Genomic DNA, 19745 nt, shown 5'->3' with positions numbered 1-19745 from the left:
AGGTTACGCGGCGCCCGGGCCGCGCGGCTTCCAGAAATCGAGAACGGCGGCCAGCGTCGGCGTCGCGGCGCGGTTGTCGATTTCGGCGAGCAGCTTGCGCACGCGCGAGAAATCGCGGCGCAGGTATGCCGTTTCGGCAAGCCAGGGCAACATGCGCTCGCGCGGAAAGCCGCAATCGATCGCCCGTTGCAGCATCGTGTCCGCGCCGTCGAGATCGCGCCGCGCGATGGCAAGACGGCCGCGCAGACGCCACAGCGCCGCGTCGTTCGGATCGTGTTCGAGCGCGGCAGCCGCGAAGCCGTCGGCCTGATCGGCGGCATTGCGGTACACGTCGCCCGTCACGAGGTTTTCGTAGATCAGCTCGCTATAGAGTTGCGCGAGCGTCCTGTTCGCGTGCGCCCGCTCCGCATCGCTCAGTTCGGGATGCAGCTTCACATCGAGCTTCGGACGTTCGACCAGTATTTGCTGCGTGAGCGTTTTCTCGCGGTTGTCGAGAATGCCGTACGCGAGCAGGCGGATATCGTCGAGCGGATCGGCGAGCATGCCTTGCAGCAGCGGCGAGACGGTGCGCGCGGGCATCGTCTGCATCGCGAGCAAGGCGGTCATGCGGAACGACGTGCCCGCGTCCGCGTTCTGCAATTCCGCCTTCAGACGCGCGCCGCGTCCATACGACACCGTGCCGATCAGATTCGCGGCGAACTCGGGTTCCTCGACGGGCACGACGGGCAACTGCGCGCGTGGCCGCGGCAACGCGGCGGCAATCGCGAGCGCGCCGATCGAGCAGAGTATCCCGCCGACGGGCACCGCGAAGTTCATAAACCACAGCGACGCGAGCAGGCCCACGCGCGGCAGCCGGTAGCGCGCGGGCATCATTTCCGCGAGACCGAGCGACGTTGCGAGCGCGGCGCAGGCCTGAACGAGCAGGCACAGCAGCATCGTCTGCGTGTTCAGATGCGCGGCGGCGCGCAGCGTCGCGGCGTCGGTGTCGACCAGACCGCCGAGCCATTCAGCGGATGTGTCGGGCATGCCGCGTGTCGCGATCATAAAGACGGCGAACTGCAACGCCAACCCGAGCGCGACGAGCAGCACGCCAACGAAGGTGATGCGCGCGCCCGCACGAGGGCTTCGGCCGGTCGTGACGCCGTCAGAAGCGGACATCGCAGCGCTCCAGCAGGCGCCGCAACGCGGCGATGGGTTGGTCGGCGGACACGGCCATCGAATGCACGGCGACGCGCGCCGCTTCGAAGTCGACGCCGTATTGCGCGCGCAGATTCTCCTCGATCCGCAGCAGATAGCCGTCGACGGCGCTGTCGCCCGACAGCGGCATCAGCGTGAGCACCACGCGATGCTGTTCGTCGCGCAACGGCCACTGCACATCGAGCGCGCGGCGCGTGCGCAGCACGTGTTCGTACAGCGTCGTGCTGCGTTCATCGTTATGAAACACGAGCGCGACGATCGACGATTGCACCTGCGTATCGTGTTTCAGATGCACGAGCCGCGCATAGTCGAGGGCGAAGGTGTGCGGGCAAGTGGGGAAGGCCGCCAGCGTCTCGCGTGTGATCACGGCGTGCTGCACGCCGTCCGCATAGAAGTTGCAGAGCACCAGCAGGAACTGCAGGTTGTCGCGCGTGAGGGCGAGAAACGGCATGCGCTCGACGGCGAGCACGCCGACAGGGTTCTTCTGCGCATCGATCAGCGGCACGACGGCGACATAGCGGCTAAGCGACAGGTCCTGGTTCGCTTTCGATTCGACATGCACCAGCGTGCGGGTTTCGAGCGCTTCGCGCACGAGGGGATCGTCGGGATCGAACGCCGCTGGCGCGCCGATCGACGCGCCAGCGGCAGCCGCAGGCTTGCCGCCGCGCCATGCATGCACGCTCGCGCTTTCGATCTGGCACGCTTGCGCAGCCGCTTCGAGAAACGGTTGCGCGCCGCGCAGATCGACGACGCCTTGCTGCGCCTCAGTGGGTTCCTGATTGAGGATCACGGTACGCAGCCGCGCGAGCGAATCGCGCAGCGTGGCGGGACGTCCGAGCAGATCCTGTTCGAGCCGTTCATGCGAGATGCGCAACATGAACTGGTTGCGCGTCAGAATGGACAGGCGTTCGGCGAGATAGTCGTTGGCGATGCGGCCTTGCCGCAAGCGCGTGATCCAGATGTCGCCGAATTGCCCGCACAGCATCGTGATGACAAAACCGCCGAGAAAGAAGCTCACGGGAAAGAGCCGCATGTGCGGCGCAGCCATCAACGCATGGGCGAGCGAAACGGGCGCGGACGCGCCGCCGTGTTCAGGGTACAGCACATACCACGAGGCCAGCAGGATCAGCCCGGAAAACACGCCCGCAATCGACCCATAGCGCAGCGCGATGACGAGCGGCACGATCCAGATCCAGCCAAAGCCGCTCTGGACCAACAGCGGATCGGCGTGGTCGAAGGCCCAGCAGATGGCAATCGCGATCAACGTCGCGACAATCGTTTCGAGCGCGGCGACCGTGCGGCGACGCGCGGAGCCGCGCGGCGGCGCGATCACGCGGGCCCACCAGGAGCCCGCGCCGACGCTTTGCGCCTGGCGTCGCCGGTGTCGCCCGCGCGGCGCCGCGTGTTCGTTAGCCTGCGTGTTCATGGCGTTCGCCTTTAATCGAAGCCAGCTTCGATGATAGTCGTGCGGAGCAGGGCATGCCTCACCGCGCGAGCGGCGACAGCAGATCGCGCTCCAGCTTCTGCGCGACGCCCGACACGGCATCGCGGCTCCAGCCGGTGCGGCTGCCCGTGCCCGTCCACACGACCTTGCCCGTCTGCACGTCGATCACCTCGAAAGTGAGGCCCACGGCCGGCTCGCCGTCCACGCCGACCTTATAGCGCCATTCGTTGACGGCACCCGTCAGCGCATAGCGCGCATTCTGCTGGCGCGCCCAGTTCAGCGCGTTCTGCTGCGCGTCCGGTTTCGCGGCATCGAACAGCGTTTCGTCGTCGGCGCTCGCCGGGTAGCGCGACAGATTCGTATAGCCGTACGACGCGAGCAGGCTCTGTGCAATCGACGCCGCACGCTGCCCCGCCTGCGGCGTCTCGGTGTTGTTCGCGACAGGCAGAATCGCGAGACTGTCGGTCTTCGCAATGGCGGGCGGCGCGCTGCGATCGACGACGGCGCAGCCCGCGAGCGTGAGCGCGATCAACGCCAACGCCGATGCAAACAACGCCGGCGCGCGCGCGCGAAGGTTCTTGCTGTGGTCCATGTCATTCTCCTCAAAGGCTCTTCAATACAGATACCGATAGCGCACGCCGACTTCCTTCACGGAAGTCGAATGATTCGACGAGACACCCTGATAGGCGCCGTACAGCAGCATCTGATCGTTGCCGACCACGCTGCCCGCCATGCCGAGTTCCGCCTGGCCCGACCAGCCCGCGCGCGAGTCGCGGATCGGGCCGCCCGCGAACATCGGCCGCCATCCCTTCGAATACTGCTCGGGCAGATCGTCGCCGAACGAAAACAGCAGGCCGCCTTGCGTGAAGGTCTGCGGCATGAAGGCGGCGGCCGTGAACGGCGTGTTCTGCGGCAGCAGCACGCGCAGCGCGTCGCCCGGTGCGCCCGTCGCGTTGTACTGGCCGTGTGCGAAGACGGCGCGGATCGTGTAGTCGGGATAATCCGCCTTGATCTTGTAGCCGAGGTTCGCTTCGACGAGGCTGCCGTTGCCGAGGTACGAGCGGTCCTGGCCGTGAAAGCGCGTGTACTCGTAGCGTGCGCCGCCGAACCAGTGCGGATCGAGCCGGTAGATGAAGCCGAGCGTCGCGAGGTCCTTGGTGCCGCCCACGGTCAGTTGCGTCGATTCCGTCGCGGCCTGGTTGTAGCCGAGCGCATAGGTCAGCGTGAGGCGCTGCGTGACGTTGTACGTGCCTTCGACGCGCGCCGTCGTGAAGTCTTCGAGCGCATTGCGGCGGCCCAGCGTGACGTGCTCTTCGTCATATTGACCCTTGTGGCGATAGATCGCCTCGGCGAGCCTGTCGTGTTTCGGCGCGTAGGCGAGTTGCGAGCCGTCCACTGTCTGGTCGCGCTGCTGATAGCGAAACTGCAGGTTCTGCGAAGGCGTGAGGCGCACGCTGCCCGTCGCCGATTCCTCGGTGAAGCGCAGCGACCCCTGATCGACGTAACGGAATGCGCCCGCCAGCGCCTGCGCATTGCTGAGCAGTTGCTCGCGTGCCATCGCCTGCATCACTTCGTCGTTGGGCTCGCGCGTGAGCGAGTCGACCGCGCTGGTTTGCGCGGCGGACGTGCGCCCCGTGAGCGCCTGCGCATCGACGCGGTTCTGCCGCGGAATCAGATCGGGCAGCGTGTCGAGCAGGCGCGACAGTTCGTTGACGTCGCCGTCGTTGATCGCGAGTTGCGCTTCGGCGTAGATGGGACGCTGGCTGTGGTCGATGTATTGCTGTTCCAGCCAGGCGCGCTCCATGTCGGACGCCTCTTCGTTCTGCGCCCAGGAAATGGCCGCCTCGCGCGCGATGGCCGAATAGAGGCGCTGGCGCTTGCGGATCTCGTCCTGCTTCGCGGGCGGCAGCTGGCCGATGTCGCCAAGCTCGGACGCAGCCGCCTGAGCGTCGCCCGCGCCGTTGCGATCGGCGCGCAGCAGGTCGATCAACACCGCGCGCGAGCGGTCGCCGTTCGCATACAGCTGCGTGAGCGCGACATAGCGGCCGCGCAGATCGTCCTGCCCGGCGTCGGGCAACGGCGCGTCTTGCGACGGATCGCGCCGGCGGCGCGCCAGTTCCAGCCAGACCTGCTTGCGCACGCGCCACGCTTCATCGACGCGGCCGTTCAGTTCCAGTGCGTCCGCGAACGTGAGACGCCACAATGCGCTGTGCCGTGCTTGCGCGGCCGGCTTGTGCAGATAATGCAGCGCCTTGCGCCCATCGCCGAGCCGCAACCAGGCTGCGCCGTACGCGGGCCATAGCTGTGGATCGTTCTCCGCGTCGCCTGCGTAACGCCGCAGTGCCGCGAGCAGGACGGCATCCGTGCCGCGCTCGTTCAGCACCCAGATGTGGGCCGCGCGCGCTTCCGGGTTGTTCGGATCGAGCGCGGCGGCGCGTTCGATGTCGCGCAGCGCGGCATCGTTGGCGCCTGTTTGCCGTTCGTATTCGGCGCGTGCGAGCAGGAACGTGGCCGACTGCCCGGCCGCATCGAGTTGCGCGGGCGTGAGGGAGGCGAGCAGGAGACCGATGCGGCCCCACGCATGCGCGCGCTGATAGCCATACAACGCTTCCGACAGCATGCGCGGCGGGCCGCCATGACGATACGCATATTCCGCGAGACGGCCGGCGTCGAGCGGCGACGTGTTGAAGAAGTTCGTCATCGTCTCGTAGTCTTGCGGGCCAGCCTTGCCGCCCGCTATCAACTGGCGATAACCGAGCCGCGCATCGCGCGTGTTTTGATTGGAGTCGGCGAGCAGTGCGTAAAAGCGCCAGAATTCGTCATTCGATGCAGACGCACCGCGCTTCGCTTCATTCATCGCGGCGAGCGCGGCGTCGAACTGCGTGCGCGTATAGAGCATCGTGCCGATCTTCAATCCGTAGGCTGCGTTTGGCCCATATTCGCGTTCGAGATCGCGCCACATGCGTAGCGCAAGATCGTCGTCGCCCTTGCGTTCGGCGACTTGCGCGTAGCGTTCCATTGCCTGGCGGCGCAACGGGCCATTGAAGCGCGTGCGTAGAAAGCTCAACGCGGCATCGGGATCGGCGATGCGTTCGTACGAGAAGACGACGGCATCGAGCAGCTTCAGATTTTCCGGTTGCTGGCCAGCCTGATGCAGCGTGACGGCGAGCATGGCGGCGTTGTCGTTGAGCCCGGGCGCGAGACGCGCGATCTTTTTCCAGTCGTCTTCGGTGCCGCGCATCTTCGCGATCGCGAGGTAGTTGGCGAGCGCAACGTCCTGACGCCGGTTCCACTCGGCCACCTGCGCGAGACGCTCGCGCCATGGAATCGACTGCGGATCGCGGTCGACGGCCGTTTGCGCGATGCGCTGCGCGTTCGCGACATCACCGTTCGCGAGGAACACGCGATACGCGAGTTCATAGTCGGCCGCGGTGGCGTCGCTCGCGGGCGCTGTCGTGGCAATGCGTACCACGCGGGCGGTGGTTTGCGTGCCGGACGCGTCCTTGAGCGCATGGCGCAGCGCTGCGCCGCGCGACGCGTGCGGACGATACCACGCCGCGCGCAGCCATACGCCGCGCGCCGTGCGATGCTCGACCGTGCCCGGGTCCGTCGCGCGCCTGGGCACGAACGACACCCGCCGCGAACGCGCCGGCTCATGATCCAGCGCGGACATCTTCATCAATCGCTTCACGTACTTCGACGCGAGATCGGGACGCCCCGCAGCCAGTGCGAGATTGGCGAGAAAGCGCAGCGTTTCAGGATCGTCGGCGAGATCGCCGATGTGCTGGTCGGCCGCCTGCATCGTCGCGGGCATGTCGTTGCCCGATTGCAGCGCGCGCAAACCGGCGATGAACGCGGCGCGCTTCTCATCGCGCGTGGTGGCCTGCGCTTGTACCGCGAACCACGCCTCGGCGGCTGCGCGATGCTGCCGGTTACCCAACTGTGTTTGCGCGAGCTCGGCCAGCCACCTGCTCGCGTGCTCCCGATCGGACTGCGCGAGCAGCGTGTAGTAGCGTGCGGCGAGCGCGTTGTCGTTCAGCCCGCGCGCCTGCTGCGCAAGCATCTTCAATTGCTCGTTGTCCCACCTGTAGTCGAGTGCTTCGCGCAGCAGTGCATCGAGTTCGGCAAGGCGCGGGGACCGCGCCGGGTCATTCGGTTTCAACGAATACAGCCGCTGCTGCGCGAGCGACAAGCGAATGGCCAGCGCGCTTTGCCGCGCGTTCGGGTCGTTGGAATGCGACAGACGGTCGAGGATGCGCGTCGCATCCGAGATACGCTGCCCCTTCAGATATTCACGCGTGAGTTCGGAGAGCACTTCCGCGTTGTTCGGATCGACGCGCAGCCATGCTTCCAGATAGGCGATCGTGAGACTGTCGACATTCGCGCCTTCGAGCAGCCGCGATTCGATCCTCTCGCGCGGAAAGGCGAGCGCGAGCATCACGCCGACCAGCAGGCCGAGCACGAGGATCACAGCGGGCGAAAAGAGCCGCTGCCGCTCAGGTGTCGCAGGCGACGTCGACATGCAATTGGCGATAGTCGTTGGTGGAACCGGTCACGGCGCGCTTCGTCACGCGGCATGCGCCCGCGTTGGCGACGCGGAACATCGGCGCGACGTGCGAGCGCAGATCGAACGAAAAGCCGTTGCGCGTGCTCACGAAGTGGTCGAGCATGCCGTTGGCTTCGGCGAGATAGGGCACAGGGCGCGCTGCGGACTGGTCGATCACGGCGAAACGTGCAATGCCGTCGCCCGTCAGGTGCACATAGGTGCCGCCCGGTCCCGGCAGATAGCCTGCGACACCTGTTGCATTCGACATGTCGGGCACCTTGCCGGCGGGAAGCCGCACGGTGCGCAGATTCGCCTCGTTGCGCACGACCCAGACGTTGCTGCCCGGCTCCTGATAGATGCTGGTGTCGAGCCAGTCGAGCACCTTGCGCGCGTATTCAGAGGTGAAGACGGGGGTGACGGGTTGCCTGAGCACGGTATCGAAGACCTGCTTCAGCGCTTTCATCGACGCGTACTTCGTGCCCGTGAACATGTGGTAGTAGATGTCCATTGGCTTGAAGCGAAGTGGCTTGTCCGTCATCGCGAACGTTTCGAGCACGCGAGAAAAGCCATAGAACGGCCCATGCCAGAGGTCCGTGTACGGCTCTTCGTTCTGATTGGGCGCGAAGATCTGGTAGTAGCCGTTCTTCATTACGCCAAGCGGCGCAATCGCGGCCCAGCTCGGAAAGCTCTTCGTGATCAGCGTATCGCCGCCGTTCAGGTTCAGCACGCCCGCTTCGTACGCCGCCTTGAGAACGGGCGAGGGCACCTGGCAATCGCCGCTCCACAGGACCATGCGCACGGGCTTCGACGCGGGCGCGACATGTCGGTCGATATAGTCGATCGACCCTTTGATCTCGCGGTCGATATTGAACCGGTAGCCGGGAATGTCGATGGACAGGCCGCTGCTGTTCGTCTGGCTGCCGCCTTCGGCCGGCGTATCGCCGGAGTCGGCGACACCGAGCCCGGTGACGCGCATCCATCGAAGCGGGTGCGTATAGGTATGCGTCGCGACTTCGACATTCGGTAATTCGAAGATCCGTCTGCCGATCGTGCGCAGGTGCGGCGCGAAGCTTTTGAACGGGCCTTCGTCGCTCACTTCGCCTTCGATCAGCGAGACGGTGGTGGGCATGCCGGAATCGCGCAACAGCGCATACAGCATGTCGCCCGAGTATTGCGGTGTGACGTCGGTGTTGGCCGGCGTGGAGGTGGTGTACTCCGCGCGCGAGGCGAACCCGTCGCCGTCGATATGCGACATCAGCAGGCGCCGCCCGTTTTCCGTCGTCGTGTCCGGCACAGGCATGTCGTTGTTCAGGCGCAAGGCAGTGCGCAGAAATTCGACAGGTTGCGCGACCCAGCGCGCCTGATTGACGGCATCCAGCTGGTACACGCCGAAGGGGCGCATCGCATAGCCGCCCCAAGGCGTGATGCCTGCGCCGTCGATCACGAAGCCGCCCGAGCGCAGCCGCAGCAGCGAACGGCTATGCGGTCCGACACGGACGGGCGTGAAATCCCGGGCAAGCGGATGCGGCTTCATTTCGAAGCCCATCAGCTTCGGATCGTAGGATTCGACGTCGAGCTTGCCGTTGGACGGCGCGCCTGCCACCGTTTCGAGATCGAGTTTGTTCGCGAGATCGGCGTCCATCTGCGTGCCGAAAGTCGTGAATACGGCAACGGGAATCTTCGCGTCGATCTGCGCCATGAGCCAGTCGCGATACGCCTTGCTGTTCGGCACCGGGTTTTCGAGCCACAGCACGATGCCCGCATAGCGGTCGCGCAGATCGCCTTCGGGCATGGGGTCGCGCGCATCGCGATAGTCGATCCGGTAGCCCAGATAGTTGAGCGGCGTGGCCAGAAAGCGCACGCCGGGCGACACGTTCAGGTCCGTGTGCAGCGGCGGGTCCTGGATCACCAGAATGCGACGCTTGACGGGTTCGACCGCGCCGACGCCCATCGTCGCCAGCGCGCCGTCTGTTACGTATGGCACGATGCCTTGCGCCCTGATCTTCGCGACGGTGTCCTGCTGGCAGGCGCGATCGGCGGGCGCGCAGTAGTCGATCGAGATGACGGGAAGGTGATATTGCTCGCGTATTGTCCGCGCCTGTCCGAGCAGCCATGCGCGGTCCGCTTCGGAGACTGCCGTATAGCGCTGCTGCGCCTGATCCCAGCCGCGATACAGCGACTCGAACGCAACCGCATACACGAGGTCGTGCACCTGCGGGAGAATCTCGAAGCCGCGATTGAAGATCAGTTTTGCAGCGGGATAGCGCGCCTTGATCGCGCGGATCACGTTGGCCAGCCCTTGCGTCTGCCGTGCGCGTGCTTCGTCGGTCTTCGCGACGAGTTGCCACGAATCCATCGTGTCGAGAAAGAAGCCGCGATAGCCTTTGTCCCAAAGCGGTTTGATGACATGATCGACAAAGAACGCGGGCCATTCGGGCTGGCTTTGATCGATCACGCGAGATGCCCACGCTTCATTGCTTCCCGCCAGCCAGTTCTTCGGCAGATCGGCGTAATAGCTGCGCGAGGGCAGCACTTCGCCGACGCTCGCATAAGCGAACCACGTGGTATGCGGCAAGCGATGCGCAAGCGGATCGAAGCCGCTTTCGGGTTCGATGACGGCTGCGTCGAATGCAGAAAGCATTTCGACGGGCGGTGACTTGCCGTAATAGAGTGCAAATGACGGTTGCGTGACAGACGGGGTAGTGTCGTCGGCAAAGGCGGAATGAACGGACAATGCCAATGCAATGACAAGCAGACCTGGCATGCGAATTCGCTGCAGGCGGACGGTTCGGATCGCCTGGCACACTCGCGCGAATGCGAAAATGATTTTTCTCAAATAATGATGCGATTCGCTTAACGTCATTGACAGAGAGCTGTTCTGCTAATCTGAACGGGCAGATTGATGTTGTGACGTCTTGTTCTGATCAATTGCGTCAGCGGCTATCATAGACAACATTCAGGTGTCCGCCTAGCCTCGTTCTTGCTTGAAAGCGCCCGCTGTTGCGGATACGGCGCGTGTTCAAAAAGTGACGCGCTTTTGTATTCGTGAAGCATAGGGGTTTATGCTAAGGCGAATAAAACGCTTAAAGCTATTTTGAGTGGAATTAGCGATCCGGTTTTCGGATACGGTGATACCAGTTCATCAGTGGCGTTGCGCTTATGCCATGCACGATGACGGAAGAAGTGATGACGGCGAGTGTCAACGGCACGAGGGGCAGGAGGTCTTGCATGTGACGTTGCTGCATCGACTCCAGGGCGAGCGCGAGATAGTAGAAAGACCCGATGCCGCGTATGCCGAACCAGCTCATCAAGCGGCGCTGCGCATGCGCGGCACTCGACCCGAGCAAAGACGCTTCGACGGCGATGGGCCGCACCACGATAAAGAGCGCCACGATCAGCACCACGCTGTGCCACGTGAAGAGCGATGCGCCAGAAGTCGCGAGCACATTGCCGACGATCATCATCACCGCGACTTCGGCAATGCGTTCCAGTTCAATGGTGAAACCGAGCACCGATTCGGCCATGAAGGCATGGGCCTTTTGCGGATCGGAAGCCGTCGCGCCCACATCTTCCGAATCGACCGTGCCGATCGCTTCGCGCGCCGACCGGCCGCCGCTCGCGCGATGCTCGACGCTGCGCATCGCAACGCCCGCGGCAAAGACGGCAACGAAACCATTGCAATGCACGAGCAGGGCGGCGCCGTAAGCGAGTCCGATCAGCCCAAGCGCAAAGAAGCCTTCGAGGCCGAGTGCCTGTGCGTGCCGCGTGCGTAACCATGCGACCGACCGGGTGGTTACCCAGCCGAGTAATCCGCCCGTCACGAGGCCGCCCGGAATCCCCGCGATTGCTTCGAATGCGATGCGCCAGCCGCTCACGTCGTCGCCGCGCGCCGGGCCGGATGCGCATAGGGCGAGCCCCAGTAGCACGAACGGCAACGCGATGCCGTCGTTGAGTCCGCCTTCGCCCGATAGCGAAAAGCGCAGCAAGTCCAGATCGTCGGAATCCTGGACGCCGACGTCATGCGCGAGCACGGGGTCGGTCGGTGCAAGCATGGCCGCGAGCAGTAACGACGGACCCCAGGCGAGATCGAGCAGCAGTACGCCGACCAGCGTGAGCAGCGGTATCGTCAACACCATCGCGACGAAGCCGAGCCGCAGCGGCAAGGTCCACATGGGCGCAAGGAGCGGCAGTCGCAGACGCAGTCCGATCGCGAACAGCGATACGAGCAGGGCGACTTCCGTGATGGGGCGCAGTATGTGCGCGTCGCGGGCGAGATCGAGTTGCAGCAGGCCGAGCCCGGACGGCCCGAGCGCGTAGCCGATGACGAGGTAGAGCATCGCCGCCGACAGCGGCAGGCGCTTGAACGTCGTGGCGGCGACGCCCATGAAGATCAGCACGCCGCCGACGATCAGATACCACCACACAGTCTCGTCGTGCATCAGCGGATGGCGCGCGACGCATTCATGGCGCGCGGCCGAACGCTTCGCGCAGCTTGCGTTTGGCCTGCTCCAGCGTGCTCTTGCGCGATTTGGGCAGGTTGCGGCCTGCGCGGTTGATATAGAAGTTCAGCATCGACATCGCCGACTGATACGGCGTGCCTTTGCGCCTTTTGCTATGCGTCGAGGAGCGTTTCAGCGATTGCGCGATTTCATCGGCAGTCCCGGTTTTGAAGATGTCCTTTTCGATGTCCATCGCGTCGCTGGTTTCCATCACGTGGTGCGACCAGTACTTCGAGTTCTTCCCCGAGCGGCCCGATGCCGCCGTTCGCGCGCGGTGCGCAGCCTTCGCCTGAGAGTGACGCTGGCGCGGCGGACGGCCGCCGCGGGCGCGCGTCGACGCGTGCGCCACGGTCGCTTTCTTCGCGCGGGATGTCCCGCTGCGTTTGCTGGTGGTAGCCATGATGTTCCCTATAAATGGAATCCGCCCGCTAGGCTGGCATCGCGTAGCGAGCGGACGGCGCTGCGTTCGATCGTGTCGACGCAGGCTGGCGGGCTCTATAGCTTCACGCCGCCCGCTTCGGGCGCATCCGACGAGCCGGGCGCGACGTCGCCGACGCCGAACTCATCGTCTCTGCCGCCGCCTCTGCCCCAATAGGGTTCGCGTCCGTAGTATTGATGGATCGAGGTGGCCCATGTGGAATCGGCCATCGACGGCCAATGATCCTTGTCGAAGCCTGGCGCGTTCTTCACGCTTTCCGTCGGCATGTCGAGCAGGAAGCACTCGCGGTCCACGTCGAGCGTGAGCGCGCTCCATGGGATCGCAAGCAGCTTGTCGCCGATGCCGAGAAACCCGCCGCTCGACAACACCGCGTAGGCGATGCGCCCCGAGCGGACGTCGAGCATGATGTCCTTGATCTTGCCGATGTCGTCGCCGTCGGCGCTCAATACCTTGTCGCCGTCCAGCGTATCGGCGGCCATCACTTCGGGGCCCGGCCCGCGGCTTCTGCCGCGACTCGTGCCGACGATATCCGCGCCACCTCGTGTCTGGTTCTGCAATGCCATGATGGTTCTCCCTGTGTTGGTCCGTGTGAAGCATGCATACAGCCGCTATCGAGCAACCGCTATTCCGCTCAACCGTCTTCGCCTACTTCGACGGGATCGGGCAAGTCGGGCAGATCTTTCGACGTGTCGGGCGGTTCCGGTTCGCCGCGCGGCGCGTGGTTGTCCGGGCGGGCCGTCGAGTTGTCGGGGGAAGTCGGGTCGCGGGTCATGTTGGCGCTCCTGTCCATGAGGATGTTCATGACAGAAGCGGTGCACGTGGCGTGCCACGCGGCACGCCTTGCAGTGTCGGACGAATGCGAACGGCCTTGAGGACTCAGGGACGTATTCAGGGACGCGCGGCGATCTCGTCGAGATGTTCGAGCAGATCGGCGGGGTCTTCGTAGACGCGCAGCGCGCCCGCACGTTCAAGTTCTTCCTGGCCGTAGCCGCCCGACAGCAGGCCCACGCCCAGCGCGCGGCAGCGTCGGGCGGCCAGCATGTCCCAGATGCTGTCGCCGACCACGACGGCGTGCTCGATCTGCACCTTCAACCGCTGCGCCGCGGCGACGAACAGGTCGGGATCGGGCTTCGCGTATTTGACGTCGTCGCGCGTGATGACGACCGTCTTCGACGGATCGACGCCGAGCGCTTCGAGATTGACGGCCGCCGTTTCCATGCGGCCGCTGGTCGCGATCGCCCACGGCGTACCGCTTTCCGTCAGCGCGGCCAGCAGCGCCTGCGCGCCGGGCAGCGGACGCACTTGTGCATGCAGTTGTCTGTAAGCGCGAGCATGCGCGCGCCGCAAGCTCTCGACACGCTCCGTGCTCATGTCGCCGCCCGTCTCGCGCAACAGTTGATTCGTAAAGAGCCCGCCGCTCATGCCGATCTTGCGATGAATGCGCCACACGGACAACTCGATGCCTTCTTCGTCGAGCGCTTCCTTCCATGCGAGCACATGCTGATACACGCTGTCGACGAGCGTGCCGTCGAGGTCGAACAGAAAAGATGTCGAAATACGCATGAAGTGTTCTCCTTGGGCTGAATGGCATGCAACGCAACCACCATATTGCGCCATTTAACGCACGAAAGATTTACGTCCTCTTTGTAATTATCAGACGCAGCGAGTCCATGCGTGCGTCGCCGCGATATCCGGCCGTGCATGAAAGGCCGCTGCGAAGTGGCGTTTTCAGGCCGCCGGATGGCGGCGCGCGCGCTTCGCAGGGCACACCGCTTGCTCGACCGGATGGTGACAGTTACAGGATTTTCGCGGTCGTCGGCCGCTTTCATTTCCACTCAAAGGGGTACCAGATGAAGACCAGAACGACATGGATCGTGGCGGCATTGCTCGCATTGTCGGGAAGCGCTTTTGCACAGGGCGGCGGCACGGGCAATGGCGGCGGTGCGGCGGGCGGCGGCGGCAACGGCGCCGGAATGAGTTCGTCGGATCAGACGGGCGCCGGGATGGCGGCGTCGGGCACGCATGCGTCGTCGAAGATGCACCACAAGAAGTCGACCTCGCACACGAAGCCCGCCACGGATACTACCAATATGCCGGGCGCCGACGCGAGCAGCGATACGAAGGGGCAGTAATCTCACCGACATGTCCGGCGCGAAGTCGGCGCCGGAACTGCAACGCAGACAGGAGAAACCATGACGAAGGCAGCTTTGAAGCATCTGTTGCTCGTGCTTGCCGTCGTGTCGATATCACTCGGCGCGGGCTGCAAGAAGGCGGACAACAGCACCACCGACACGGCCGCGGGCGCCAGCGCGCCGGCCGCAACGGATAGCGCCATGGGCGCGAGCGGCGCCGCGGCGGCGTCGGGCGCAAGCCACTAACACGGCGCTCGCGACGCGCGGCGCGGGCAAGATGGCCGTGCAACCGCGCGTCGAGGGATGGATTCGACGCTGTGCTGCTTCATTGAGGACTTGAAGCACGCGGCACAACGGCGGCACGTGGCGATCCGCAGCGCGGACGGAGCACGCAACCGCGTTCCGCTCGACCGGCGATCCAATGTTGCGCGGCACGGCGATCGGCCGACGCAACACACACGACGCCGCATGTGGAGGTAATGCGATGCGATCGAGGATTCACTATCAGAGCAACGTCTGCGGCGGCGATTTTCAGCACGTTAAGGATTGCTTCCATGAGTGGAAGCAGCAGCCGCTCGTGTACCGGATGAGCCGGCATATGTTCGAGGGCAAGCGCGAAGTGCGGCCACTGGGTGGCGATTGCGTATTCGAAGATGCGGAGGTCGCGCAGCGTACGCTCGCGAATACGTGTGGACCCGGCGATAGCTATGCGCTCGCCGCGCAGATCCACAGCGCCGAACGCGACATGTGGCTGGTCATGGCGGCGTACGAGGAGTAATGCGGCAAGGCAACCCGGGGATCAGGCGGTAGGGTCGGCGCGCCTGCGTGCGTTTGCCCGCTTGCGCAGTGCGCTCGACCTGGTGAGCAGCGTTGCGAGTCGCGCGCTTTCCACATCCACTGACGCAGACGTCTTGCCGCCCTTGCGCGCGCTGCGGCGTGCCAGCCGCGCGCGCTTTTCGAGCTGGGCGAGCAATGCGGCGAATGCCGCTTCGTCGACCTTCATGTGACGCTTTGTGCGCTGTGGCAGCAGGCTCTGCAATTCGCCTGCTTCAAAGGCCGCGATCACCTCCGGGTGGATATAGCAGCGTTTGCAGACAGCAGGTGTGTTGCGCAATAGCGTGGCCACTTCTTTCACGGTCGCGACGACGTGACGGCGCGTGTCGGCGGCGCTTTCGCACACCAGCTGGCGCAGCGCCGCCATCGCATACACGCTGCCTGCCCACGTGCGATAGTCTTTCGCCGAAAAGTCCGCGCTGCTGATATCGCGCAGATACGCATTGATGTCGGCCGAGCCGATCGTATGGCGGGCGCCGTCGTCGTCGATGTACTGGAAGAGGTCGTGGCCCGGCAACTCCGCGCACTTTCGCACGATGCGCTTGACACGCGCATCGTCGACGCTCACGTCGTGCTCGATGCCGCTTTTTCCCGCAAAACGGAAGCGCACTTCGCCCGCGCGAATCTTGACGTGCTTCTTGCGCAGCGTGGTGAGCCCATAGGACTGGTTGTCGCGTGCATATTCGACGCTCCCGATCCGGATCAGCGTCGTATCGAGCAGATGCACGACGGCCGCGATCACCTTCTCGCGCGGCATGCCGTCACGCGCGAGATCGCGTGCGACTCGCGCGCGGATCTTCGGCAGCGCGTGCCCGAACGCGGCCATGCGGCCGAACTTGTCGGCGTCGCGCGTTTCGCGCCATTGCGGGTGATAGCGGTACTGCTTGCGGCCCCGCGCATCGCGGCCCGTTGCCTGGATGTGGCCGCGCGGGTCGGGGCAGATCCAGACATCGGTATAGGCGGGCGGTATCGCGAGCGCATTGATACGCGCAATCTGCGATTCGTCGTCGATGCGTTTGCCGTCCAGATCGAAATAGACGAACGCGTTTCTGAGCTTTTTGCGCGTGTAGCCGGGGCGCGTGTCGTCCGCGTGCCGCAGTCCCGCGGGCATCGGGGTGGAAAGTCCTTTGGCGATCGCATCGATCGCGTTGCGTGTCATCGTTTTCATTTCGCGGGTTTCCGGTCTTCGGTGACGGACATGCATTCACGCGCTAGCTCCGTGCAATAGCAATGCCTGAACCGTCGTCCTGGTCGCCGAAGAGCGTGGCGAGCGTTGGGCATCGAACTTGCTCGCCCTATATGTACGAGCGTGGATTTGCTCATACACAGACTACGAAAGGAGGACGTACACATGGCTAGCACGCTAGCGGGATGCAAGGTTGCGGTATTGGCCCTGGACGGATTCGAACAGGCCGAGCTGATCGAACCGCGTCGCGCGCTCACGGAAGCGGGCGCGACCGTGCACGTAATTTCTGCCACGGCGGGGAAGATCCAGGGCTTCAGGCATGTGGACAAAGCCGACAGCGTCGACGTCGATACGACGTTCGACAAGGCCGCGCCGAACGATTACGACGCAGTCGTTCTGCCGGGCGGCGTCGTCAATGGCGATGCGATCCGTCTGTTGCCGCAGGCACAGGCATTCGTCAAGGCGGCCGACCAGGCAAGGAAGCCGATCGCCGTGATCTGCCATGGCACGTGGCTGCCTGTGTCGGCGGGGCTGATCAAGGGCCGCACGGTGACGAGCTGGCCGAGCCTTCAGGACGATATCCGCAACGCGGGCGGCACATGGGTCGACAAGGAAGTGGTCGAGGACGGCAACTTCATCACGAGCCGCAAGCCCGACGATCTTCCCGCGTTCAATAAAACGCTGATCGCGCAACTGTTGAAGAAGAGAGCGGCCTGAGTTGCACGGGGCGCGCTGGTATCAATCGGAGAGACGCATGATGATTCGCCCATTCAGCTCATTCGTTCGAGCCCTCGCCGTGCCCGCCGTGCTAGCGCTCGGCGTTGCAACAGGCTGGCCTGCCAGTGCCGACACGAAGCTTTCGCCGGGCGACACGCAGTTTGTTCAGGACGCGTCGCAGGCGGGGGCGACGGAGATCGCGGCGAGCAAGCTCGCGCTGACGAATTCGTCCAATCCGCAGGTGAAGAAGTTCGCGCAGCAAATGATCGCGGATCACACGAAGCTTGCTCGCAGCCTCGATGTGATCGCGACGCAGAAGGGGTTGAGCGCATCGCCCGGCGCGGATTCCGCGCTGGTCGGCAAGCTGCAAGGGCTGAAGGGCGAAGGTTTCGACAAGGCTTATATCGACGAGGTCGCCGTGGGCGGCCATCAGAAAGCGGTCGAACTGTTCCAGAAGGAAAGCGAAAGCGGCGCGGACCCGCAACTGAAGGGAGCGGCGACCCGCGCGCTCCCGACCATTCGTCACCATCTCGCGATGGCACAGCAACTCGCCAATGCGCGCAAGGCTTCGTCATGAACGGGATCGTCAAGGTGTTCATGCCGCGTGCGGCGTACGAGGACTCTCTCATGCACATCACATTCCCCGATGATGCCCCCGTGTTCGATGGGTCGAGCCTGACCGTGCGCTTCAACGCATGCGTCGATGGCGAGCCGGTCGCCTGCGCGATTTCGGCGGAGGCGCTCGAAGATCATTTCGGCGCGGACTCGCCGCTCGAAGATGCGCTGATCGGCGCGTACGAGCGCGGCCGCGCGCGTATCCGTTCCGTGTGCGCGGAAGCCCTCGATCAGAATGGCGGCGATAGCGTCATTCTGCACAGCGGCCTGTTCCGCGTCGAAGGGATGGAGTCGGACCGCCGGCTGAAGACATAAGCGGATGCGCAAAAAAGGCGGCTGCCGCGACACATGCGGCCGCCACCCGCCTGACCCTCATCAAACCCAGAGCTTGCCGGTGCCTGGCGCTGTGTTCGGCGTATCGACGCCGTGGGCCCGGCGATCATTGCTATCGATGGAACGACGCTCGCTGCGCGTTTCGCACGCTGCCCGCAGCGTCCCGCTGCGCGATGGGTCGCAAGCCTGCATGTGGGCGGTGTGTGGCGCTGTCTGCGCCGGTACGTCGGCCTGGCTGGCCGACAGCGTATGTGCGCGTATCTGCGCAACGGTGGCCGCCGTGGCAATAGCCACGAACAGCAGGCATTCCGTGCTCCTGATCTTCATGGTGAAGTTCTCTCTTGTCGATGACTGGCCCGCGCTGTGTGTCAACTGCGATGCCAACTGCGATGTCAACTGCGCTTTCTCAGAGCTTTGCGCGGTGCGTGCGGGTCCGGCAGGATGGTCGAGCAATATCCGTGCCCTTTTTGCCGTGCGTGCGCGGGGCTGCGTTTGCGGTCGCAAGCACGTAGTGGCGGCATTCGGGCTGGAAGCAATTACTCGCCACAATGGCAAAGACGACATGCATGTCTGGAGGCTGGGCATGACGAGTGCGTAATAGCAGGCACTCACGCATAACGGAAAGGAGCAACGTATGGCGACGAATGTCATTGCCGTGCTGAATGATCTGATCGAGACGTCGAAGGACGGCGAGCGCGGCTTCATGAAAGCCGCTGAGGACGCGACTCACGCGAGCGTCAAGGACGCGCTGCTCGAGAGCGCGGACCGGTGCACGCAGGGTGCGCGCGAACTGCAGGATCTCGTGTTGAGGCTGGGCGGCAAACCGGAGGGCGGCGGCAGCGTTGCGGGGGCATTGCATCGCGGGTGGCTCGATGTGAAATCGGCCATGGGCAGTCGCGCGGATCACGCAATTCTCGCCGATTGCGAAAAGGGCGAGGACGCTGCCAAAAAGCGCTTTCACGACGCGCTCGAAAAAGATCTGCCGGCAGACGTGCGCGCCGTCGTCGAGCGGTTATATCACGGTGTGCTGCAAAACCATGACCGCATTCGCGCGATGCGCGATCAGTACGCGGCGATGAAAGCCTGAGTACAACAGCAAAGAAAAAGAGGCCGCCCCATCAAGGGCGGCCTCTGGCACATCAACGCTTCAACGCGAGCGCGTTCAGCGCCCGCAAGCGTCGAGCGCTTAATCGGCTGCGATCTTCAGATGGTTCTTCACACCCTTCACGCCGGATACGTTTTGCACGACTTCCTGCGCCGCGCTCTTGTCCTCAGCCGACGGCACCGAGCCCGACAGCCAGACGATGCCCTTGCGGGTCTTGACGTGAATGTGCGTGGACTTCACGTTCTTCGCGCCGAGCAGCTCGGCCTTGACCTTGGTGGTCACCGTGCCGTCGTCGATATGCTGGCCGACGCTTTCGGAAGTGGCGGGCGGCGCGGAGGCCGTCGTTTGCGCCGTCGCGTTCAGTGCGAATGCAACGCATGCGATGCTGCCTGTGGCCTTGAGGAACTGGATGGTTTTCATGGTTTCTCCTTCTCGGTTGATGATCAGGGTTGCGGTCCTGTTGTCCGTGCGATCGATCGCGGCTCGTCGCCGCCGATGACCCGACCAAAGAACACTGCCGCCGCGGTTCCGTCTGGTCCGTCGCCGACACAGGACGCGCCGCGTTTCTCTCCTGCTCGGTGGCGCGTCCCTGAGCGACGGTCAGCAAGCGCCGTGCCCAGCGATGTCGTCGTGGGCTGCGTGATCGGCCCGCCTGCACCGATGCCGCATGATTCGGTTCGAATTTCAGAGCGTTTGTA

20 protein-coding genes are annotated in these 19745 nt (G+C 64.4%); 7 read left to right on the top strand and 13 right to left on the bottom strand.

What is annotated here, in order from left to right:
* Positions 1-3: 3 nt before the first annotated feature.
* The 10 genes from C2L66_RS23340 to C2L66_RS23300 form a co-directional block, all read right to left on the bottom strand.
* Positions 4-1158: a tetratricopeptide repeat protein gene (locus C2L66_RS23340; protein ID WP_060606433.1), complete on the bottom strand. Its 1155-nt coding sequence runs from the start codon at positions 1156-1158 to the stop codon at positions 4-6.
* A complete protein-coding gene (locus C2L66_RS23335; RefSeq protein ID WP_060606437.1) occupies positions 1145-2623 on the bottom strand; it encodes a PelD GGDEF domain-containing protein in 1479 nt (492 codons plus the stop codon). The genes C2L66_RS23340 and C2L66_RS23335 overlap by 14 nt, the downstream gene beginning before the upstream one ends.
* A 58-nt stretch (positions 2624-2681) precedes the next feature.
* On the bottom strand, positions 2682-3233 hold the full coding sequence (locus C2L66_RS23330; protein ID WP_054934977.1) for a penicillin-binding protein activator LpoB: 552 nt from the start codon (positions 3231-3233) through the stop codon (positions 2682-2684).
* 21 nt (positions 3234-3254) lie between these two features.
* Positions 3255-7163 (bottom strand): tetratricopeptide repeat protein, encoded by a 3909-nt coding sequence (locus C2L66_RS23325; RefSeq protein ID WP_060606440.1) that lies wholly within the window; start codon positions 7161-7163, stop codon positions 3255-3257.
* On the bottom strand, positions 7138-10050 hold the full coding sequence (locus tag C2L66_RS23320; RefSeq protein ID WP_060606443.1) for a bifunctional glycoside hydrolase 114/ polysaccharide deacetylase family protein: 2913 nt from the start codon (positions 10048-10050) through the stop codon (positions 7138-7140). Before C2L66_RS23320 ends, C2L66_RS23325 begins: the two co-directional genes overlap by 26 nt.
* A 241-nt stretch (positions 10051-10291) precedes the next feature.
* Positions 10292-11626, bottom strand: coding sequence for a cation:proton antiporter (locus tag C2L66_RS23315; RefSeq protein ID WP_054934974.1), 1335 nt, complete (start codon positions 11624-11626; stop codon positions 10292-10294).
* A 22-nt stretch (positions 11627-11648) separates the two neighbouring features.
* Complete coding sequence (locus tag C2L66_RS23310; protein WP_054934973.1) at positions 11649-12086, bottom strand: DUF3175 domain-containing protein; 438 nt, start codon at positions 12084-12086, stop codon at positions 11649-11651.
* Between the two features lie 95 nt (positions 12087-12181).
* Positions 12182-12688, bottom strand: coding sequence for a PRC-barrel domain-containing protein (locus C2L66_RS23305; RefSeq protein ID WP_060606446.1), 507 nt, complete (start codon positions 12686-12688; stop codon positions 12182-12184).
* A 68-nt stretch (positions 12689-12756) separates the two neighbouring features.
* Complete coding sequence (locus C2L66_RS41300) at positions 12757-12897, bottom strand: hypothetical protein (RefSeq protein WP_167352367.1); 141 nt, start codon at positions 12895-12897, stop codon at positions 12757-12759.
* 116 nt (positions 12898-13013) lie between these two features.
* Positions 13014-13688: an HAD family hydrolase gene (locus C2L66_RS23300; RefSeq protein WP_060606448.1), complete on the bottom strand. Its 675-nt coding sequence runs from the start codon at positions 13686-13688 to the stop codon at positions 13014-13016.
* A gap of 287 nt (positions 13689-13975) precedes the next feature.
* On the opposite strand from C2L66_RS23300, the gene C2L66_RS23295 reads away from it, so the two are divergent.
* The 3 genes from C2L66_RS23295 to C2L66_RS23285 all read left to right on the top strand — a co-directional run bounded on the left by C2L66_RS23295 (position 13976) and on the right by C2L66_RS23285 (position 15035).
* Entirely contained in the window at positions 13976-14257 is a 282-nt protein-coding gene (locus tag C2L66_RS23295; RefSeq protein ID WP_054934970.1) for a hypothetical protein, read from the top strand.
* Positions 14258-14317: 60 nt separating this feature from the next.
* Positions 14318-14503 carry a hypothetical protein gene (locus tag C2L66_RS23290; protein ID WP_054934969.1) on the top strand — a complete coding sequence of 62 codons (186 nt, stop codon included), beginning with the start codon at positions 14318-14320 and terminating at the stop codon, positions 14501-14503.
* A gap of 238 nt (positions 14504-14741) precedes the next feature.
* On the top strand, positions 14742-15035 hold the full coding sequence (locus C2L66_RS23285) for a hypothetical protein (RefSeq protein ID WP_060607286.1): 294 nt from the start codon (positions 14742-14744) through the stop codon (positions 15033-15035).
* A gap of 21 nt (positions 15036-15056) precedes the next feature.
* Here the strand turns inward: C2L66_RS23285 and C2L66_RS23280 are convergent, their stop codons facing one another.
* Positions 15057-16259 carry a DNA topoisomerase IB gene (locus C2L66_RS23280; RefSeq protein WP_060606450.1) on the bottom strand — a complete coding sequence of 401 codons (1203 nt, stop codon included), beginning with the start codon at positions 16257-16259 and terminating at the stop codon, positions 15057-15059.
* A gap of 183 nt (positions 16260-16442) precedes the next feature.
* Between C2L66_RS23280 and C2L66_RS23275 the strand changes: the two genes are divergently transcribed.
* Genes C2L66_RS23275 through C2L66_RS23265 form a run of 3 tightly spaced genes read left to right on the top strand, consistent with a single transcriptional unit; the run spans position 16443 to position 17924 of the window.
* Positions 16443-16994 (top strand): type 1 glutamine amidotransferase domain-containing protein, encoded by a 552-nt coding sequence (locus tag C2L66_RS23275; RefSeq protein WP_060606452.1) that lies wholly within the window; start codon positions 16443-16445, stop codon positions 16992-16994.
* A 37-nt stretch (positions 16995-17031) separates the two neighbouring features.
* A complete protein-coding gene (locus C2L66_RS23270; protein ID WP_054934965.1) occupies positions 17032-17571 on the top strand; it encodes a DUF4142 domain-containing protein in 540 nt (179 codons plus the stop codon).
* Positions 17568-17924, top strand: a complete 357-nt coding sequence (locus C2L66_RS23265; RefSeq protein WP_082670448.1) for a DUF1488 family protein — start codon at positions 17568-17570, stop codon at positions 17922-17924. Before C2L66_RS23270 ends, C2L66_RS23265 begins: the two co-directional genes overlap by 4 nt.
* Positions 17925-17984: 60 nt before the next feature.
* Here C2L66_RS23265 and C2L66_RS23260 read toward each other — a convergent pair whose 3' ends face one another.
* A complete protein-coding gene (locus C2L66_RS23260) occupies positions 17985-18395 on the bottom strand; it encodes a hypothetical protein (protein ID WP_231950027.1) in 411 nt (136 codons plus the stop codon).
* 181 nt (positions 18396-18576) lie between these two features.
* On the opposite strand from C2L66_RS23260, the gene C2L66_RS23250 reads away from it, so the two are divergent.
* On the top strand, positions 18577-19029 hold the full coding sequence (locus C2L66_RS23250) for a PA2169 family four-helix-bundle protein (protein WP_054934963.1): 453 nt from the start codon (positions 18577-18579) through the stop codon (positions 19027-19029).
* 99 nt (positions 19030-19128) lie between these two features.
* Here the strand turns inward: C2L66_RS23250 and C2L66_RS23245 are convergent, their stop codons facing one another.
* On the bottom strand, positions 19129-19467 hold the full coding sequence (locus tag C2L66_RS23245) for a BON domain-containing protein (RefSeq protein ID WP_060606455.1): 339 nt from the start codon (positions 19465-19467) through the stop codon (positions 19129-19131).
* Positions 19468-19745 lie beyond the last annotated feature (278 nt).

This window comes from Paraburkholderia caribensis (assembly GCF_002902945.1).
GTDB lineage: Bacteria > Pseudomonadota > Gammaproteobacteria > Burkholderiales > Burkholderiaceae > Paraburkholderia > Paraburkholderia caribensis.
This window is presented reverse-complemented; position numbering and strand designations above follow the sequence as displayed.

Bases quoted from the DNA above. Each gene is read 5' to 3' on its own strand.
- C2L66_RS23340 (WP_060606433.1), bottom strand. From the start codon at position 1,158: ATGTCCGCTTCTGACGGCGTCACGACCGGCCGAAGCCCTCGTGCGGGC.
- C2L66_RS23335 (WP_060606437.1), bottom strand. From the start codon at position 2,623: ATGAACACGCAGGCTAACGAACACGCGGCGCCGCGCGGGCGACACCGG.
- C2L66_RS23330 (WP_054934977.1), bottom strand. From the start codon at position 3,233: ATGGACCACAGCAAGAACCTTCGCGCGCGCGCGCCGGCGTTGTTTGCA.
- C2L66_RS23325 (WP_060606440.1), bottom strand. From the start codon at position 7,163: ATGTCGACGTCGCCTGCGACACCTGAGCGGCAGCGGCTCTTTTCGCCC.
- C2L66_RS23320 (WP_060606443.1), bottom strand. From the start codon at position 10,050: ATGACGTTAAGCGAATCGCATCATTATTTGAGAAAAATCATTTTCGCA.
- C2L66_RS23315 (WP_054934974.1), bottom strand. From the start codon at position 11,626: ATGCACGACGAGACTGTGTGGTGGTATCTGATCGTCGGCGGCGTGCTG.
- C2L66_RS23310 (WP_054934973.1), bottom strand. From the start codon at position 12,086: ATGGCTACCACCAGCAAACGCAGCGGGACATCCCGCGCGAAGAAAGCG.
- C2L66_RS23305 (WP_060606446.1), bottom strand. From the start codon at position 12,688: ATGGCATTGCAGAACCAGACACGAGGTGGCGCGGATATCGTCGGCACG.
- C2L66_RS41300 (WP_167352367.1), bottom strand. From the start codon at position 12,897: ATGACCCGCGACCCGACTTCCCCCGACAACTCGACGGCCCGCCCGGAC.
- C2L66_RS23300 (WP_060606448.1), bottom strand. From the start codon at position 13,688: ATGCGTATTTCGACATCTTTTCTGTTCGACCTCGACGGCACGCTCGTC.
- C2L66_RS23295 (WP_054934970.1), top strand. From the start codon at position 13,976: ATGAAGACCAGAACGACATGGATCGTGGCGGCATTGCTCGCATTGTCG.
- C2L66_RS23290 (WP_054934969.1), top strand. From the start codon at position 14,318: ATGACGAAGGCAGCTTTGAAGCATCTGTTGCTCGTGCTTGCCGTCGTG.
- C2L66_RS23285 (WP_060607286.1), top strand. From the start codon at position 14,742: ATGCGATCGAGGATTCACTATCAGAGCAACGTCTGCGGCGGCGATTTT.
- C2L66_RS23280 (WP_060606450.1), bottom strand. From the start codon at position 16,259: ATGAAAACGATGACACGCAACGCGATCGATGCGATCGCCAAAGGACTT.
- C2L66_RS23275 (WP_060606452.1), top strand. From the start codon at position 16,443: ATGGCTAGCACGCTAGCGGGATGCAAGGTTGCGGTATTGGCCCTGGAC.
- C2L66_RS23270 (WP_054934965.1), top strand. From the start codon at position 17,032: ATGATGATTCGCCCATTCAGCTCATTCGTTCGAGCCCTCGCCGTGCCC.
- C2L66_RS23265 (WP_082670448.1), top strand. From the start codon at position 17,568: ATGAACGGGATCGTCAAGGTGTTCATGCCGCGTGCGGCGTACGAGGAC.
- C2L66_RS23250 (WP_054934963.1), top strand. From the start codon at position 18,577: ATGGCGACGAATGTCATTGCCGTGCTGAATGATCTGATCGAGACGTCG.
- C2L66_RS23245 (WP_060606455.1), bottom strand. From the start codon at position 19,467: ATGAAAACCATCCAGTTCCTCAAGGCCACAGGCAGCATCGCATGCGTT.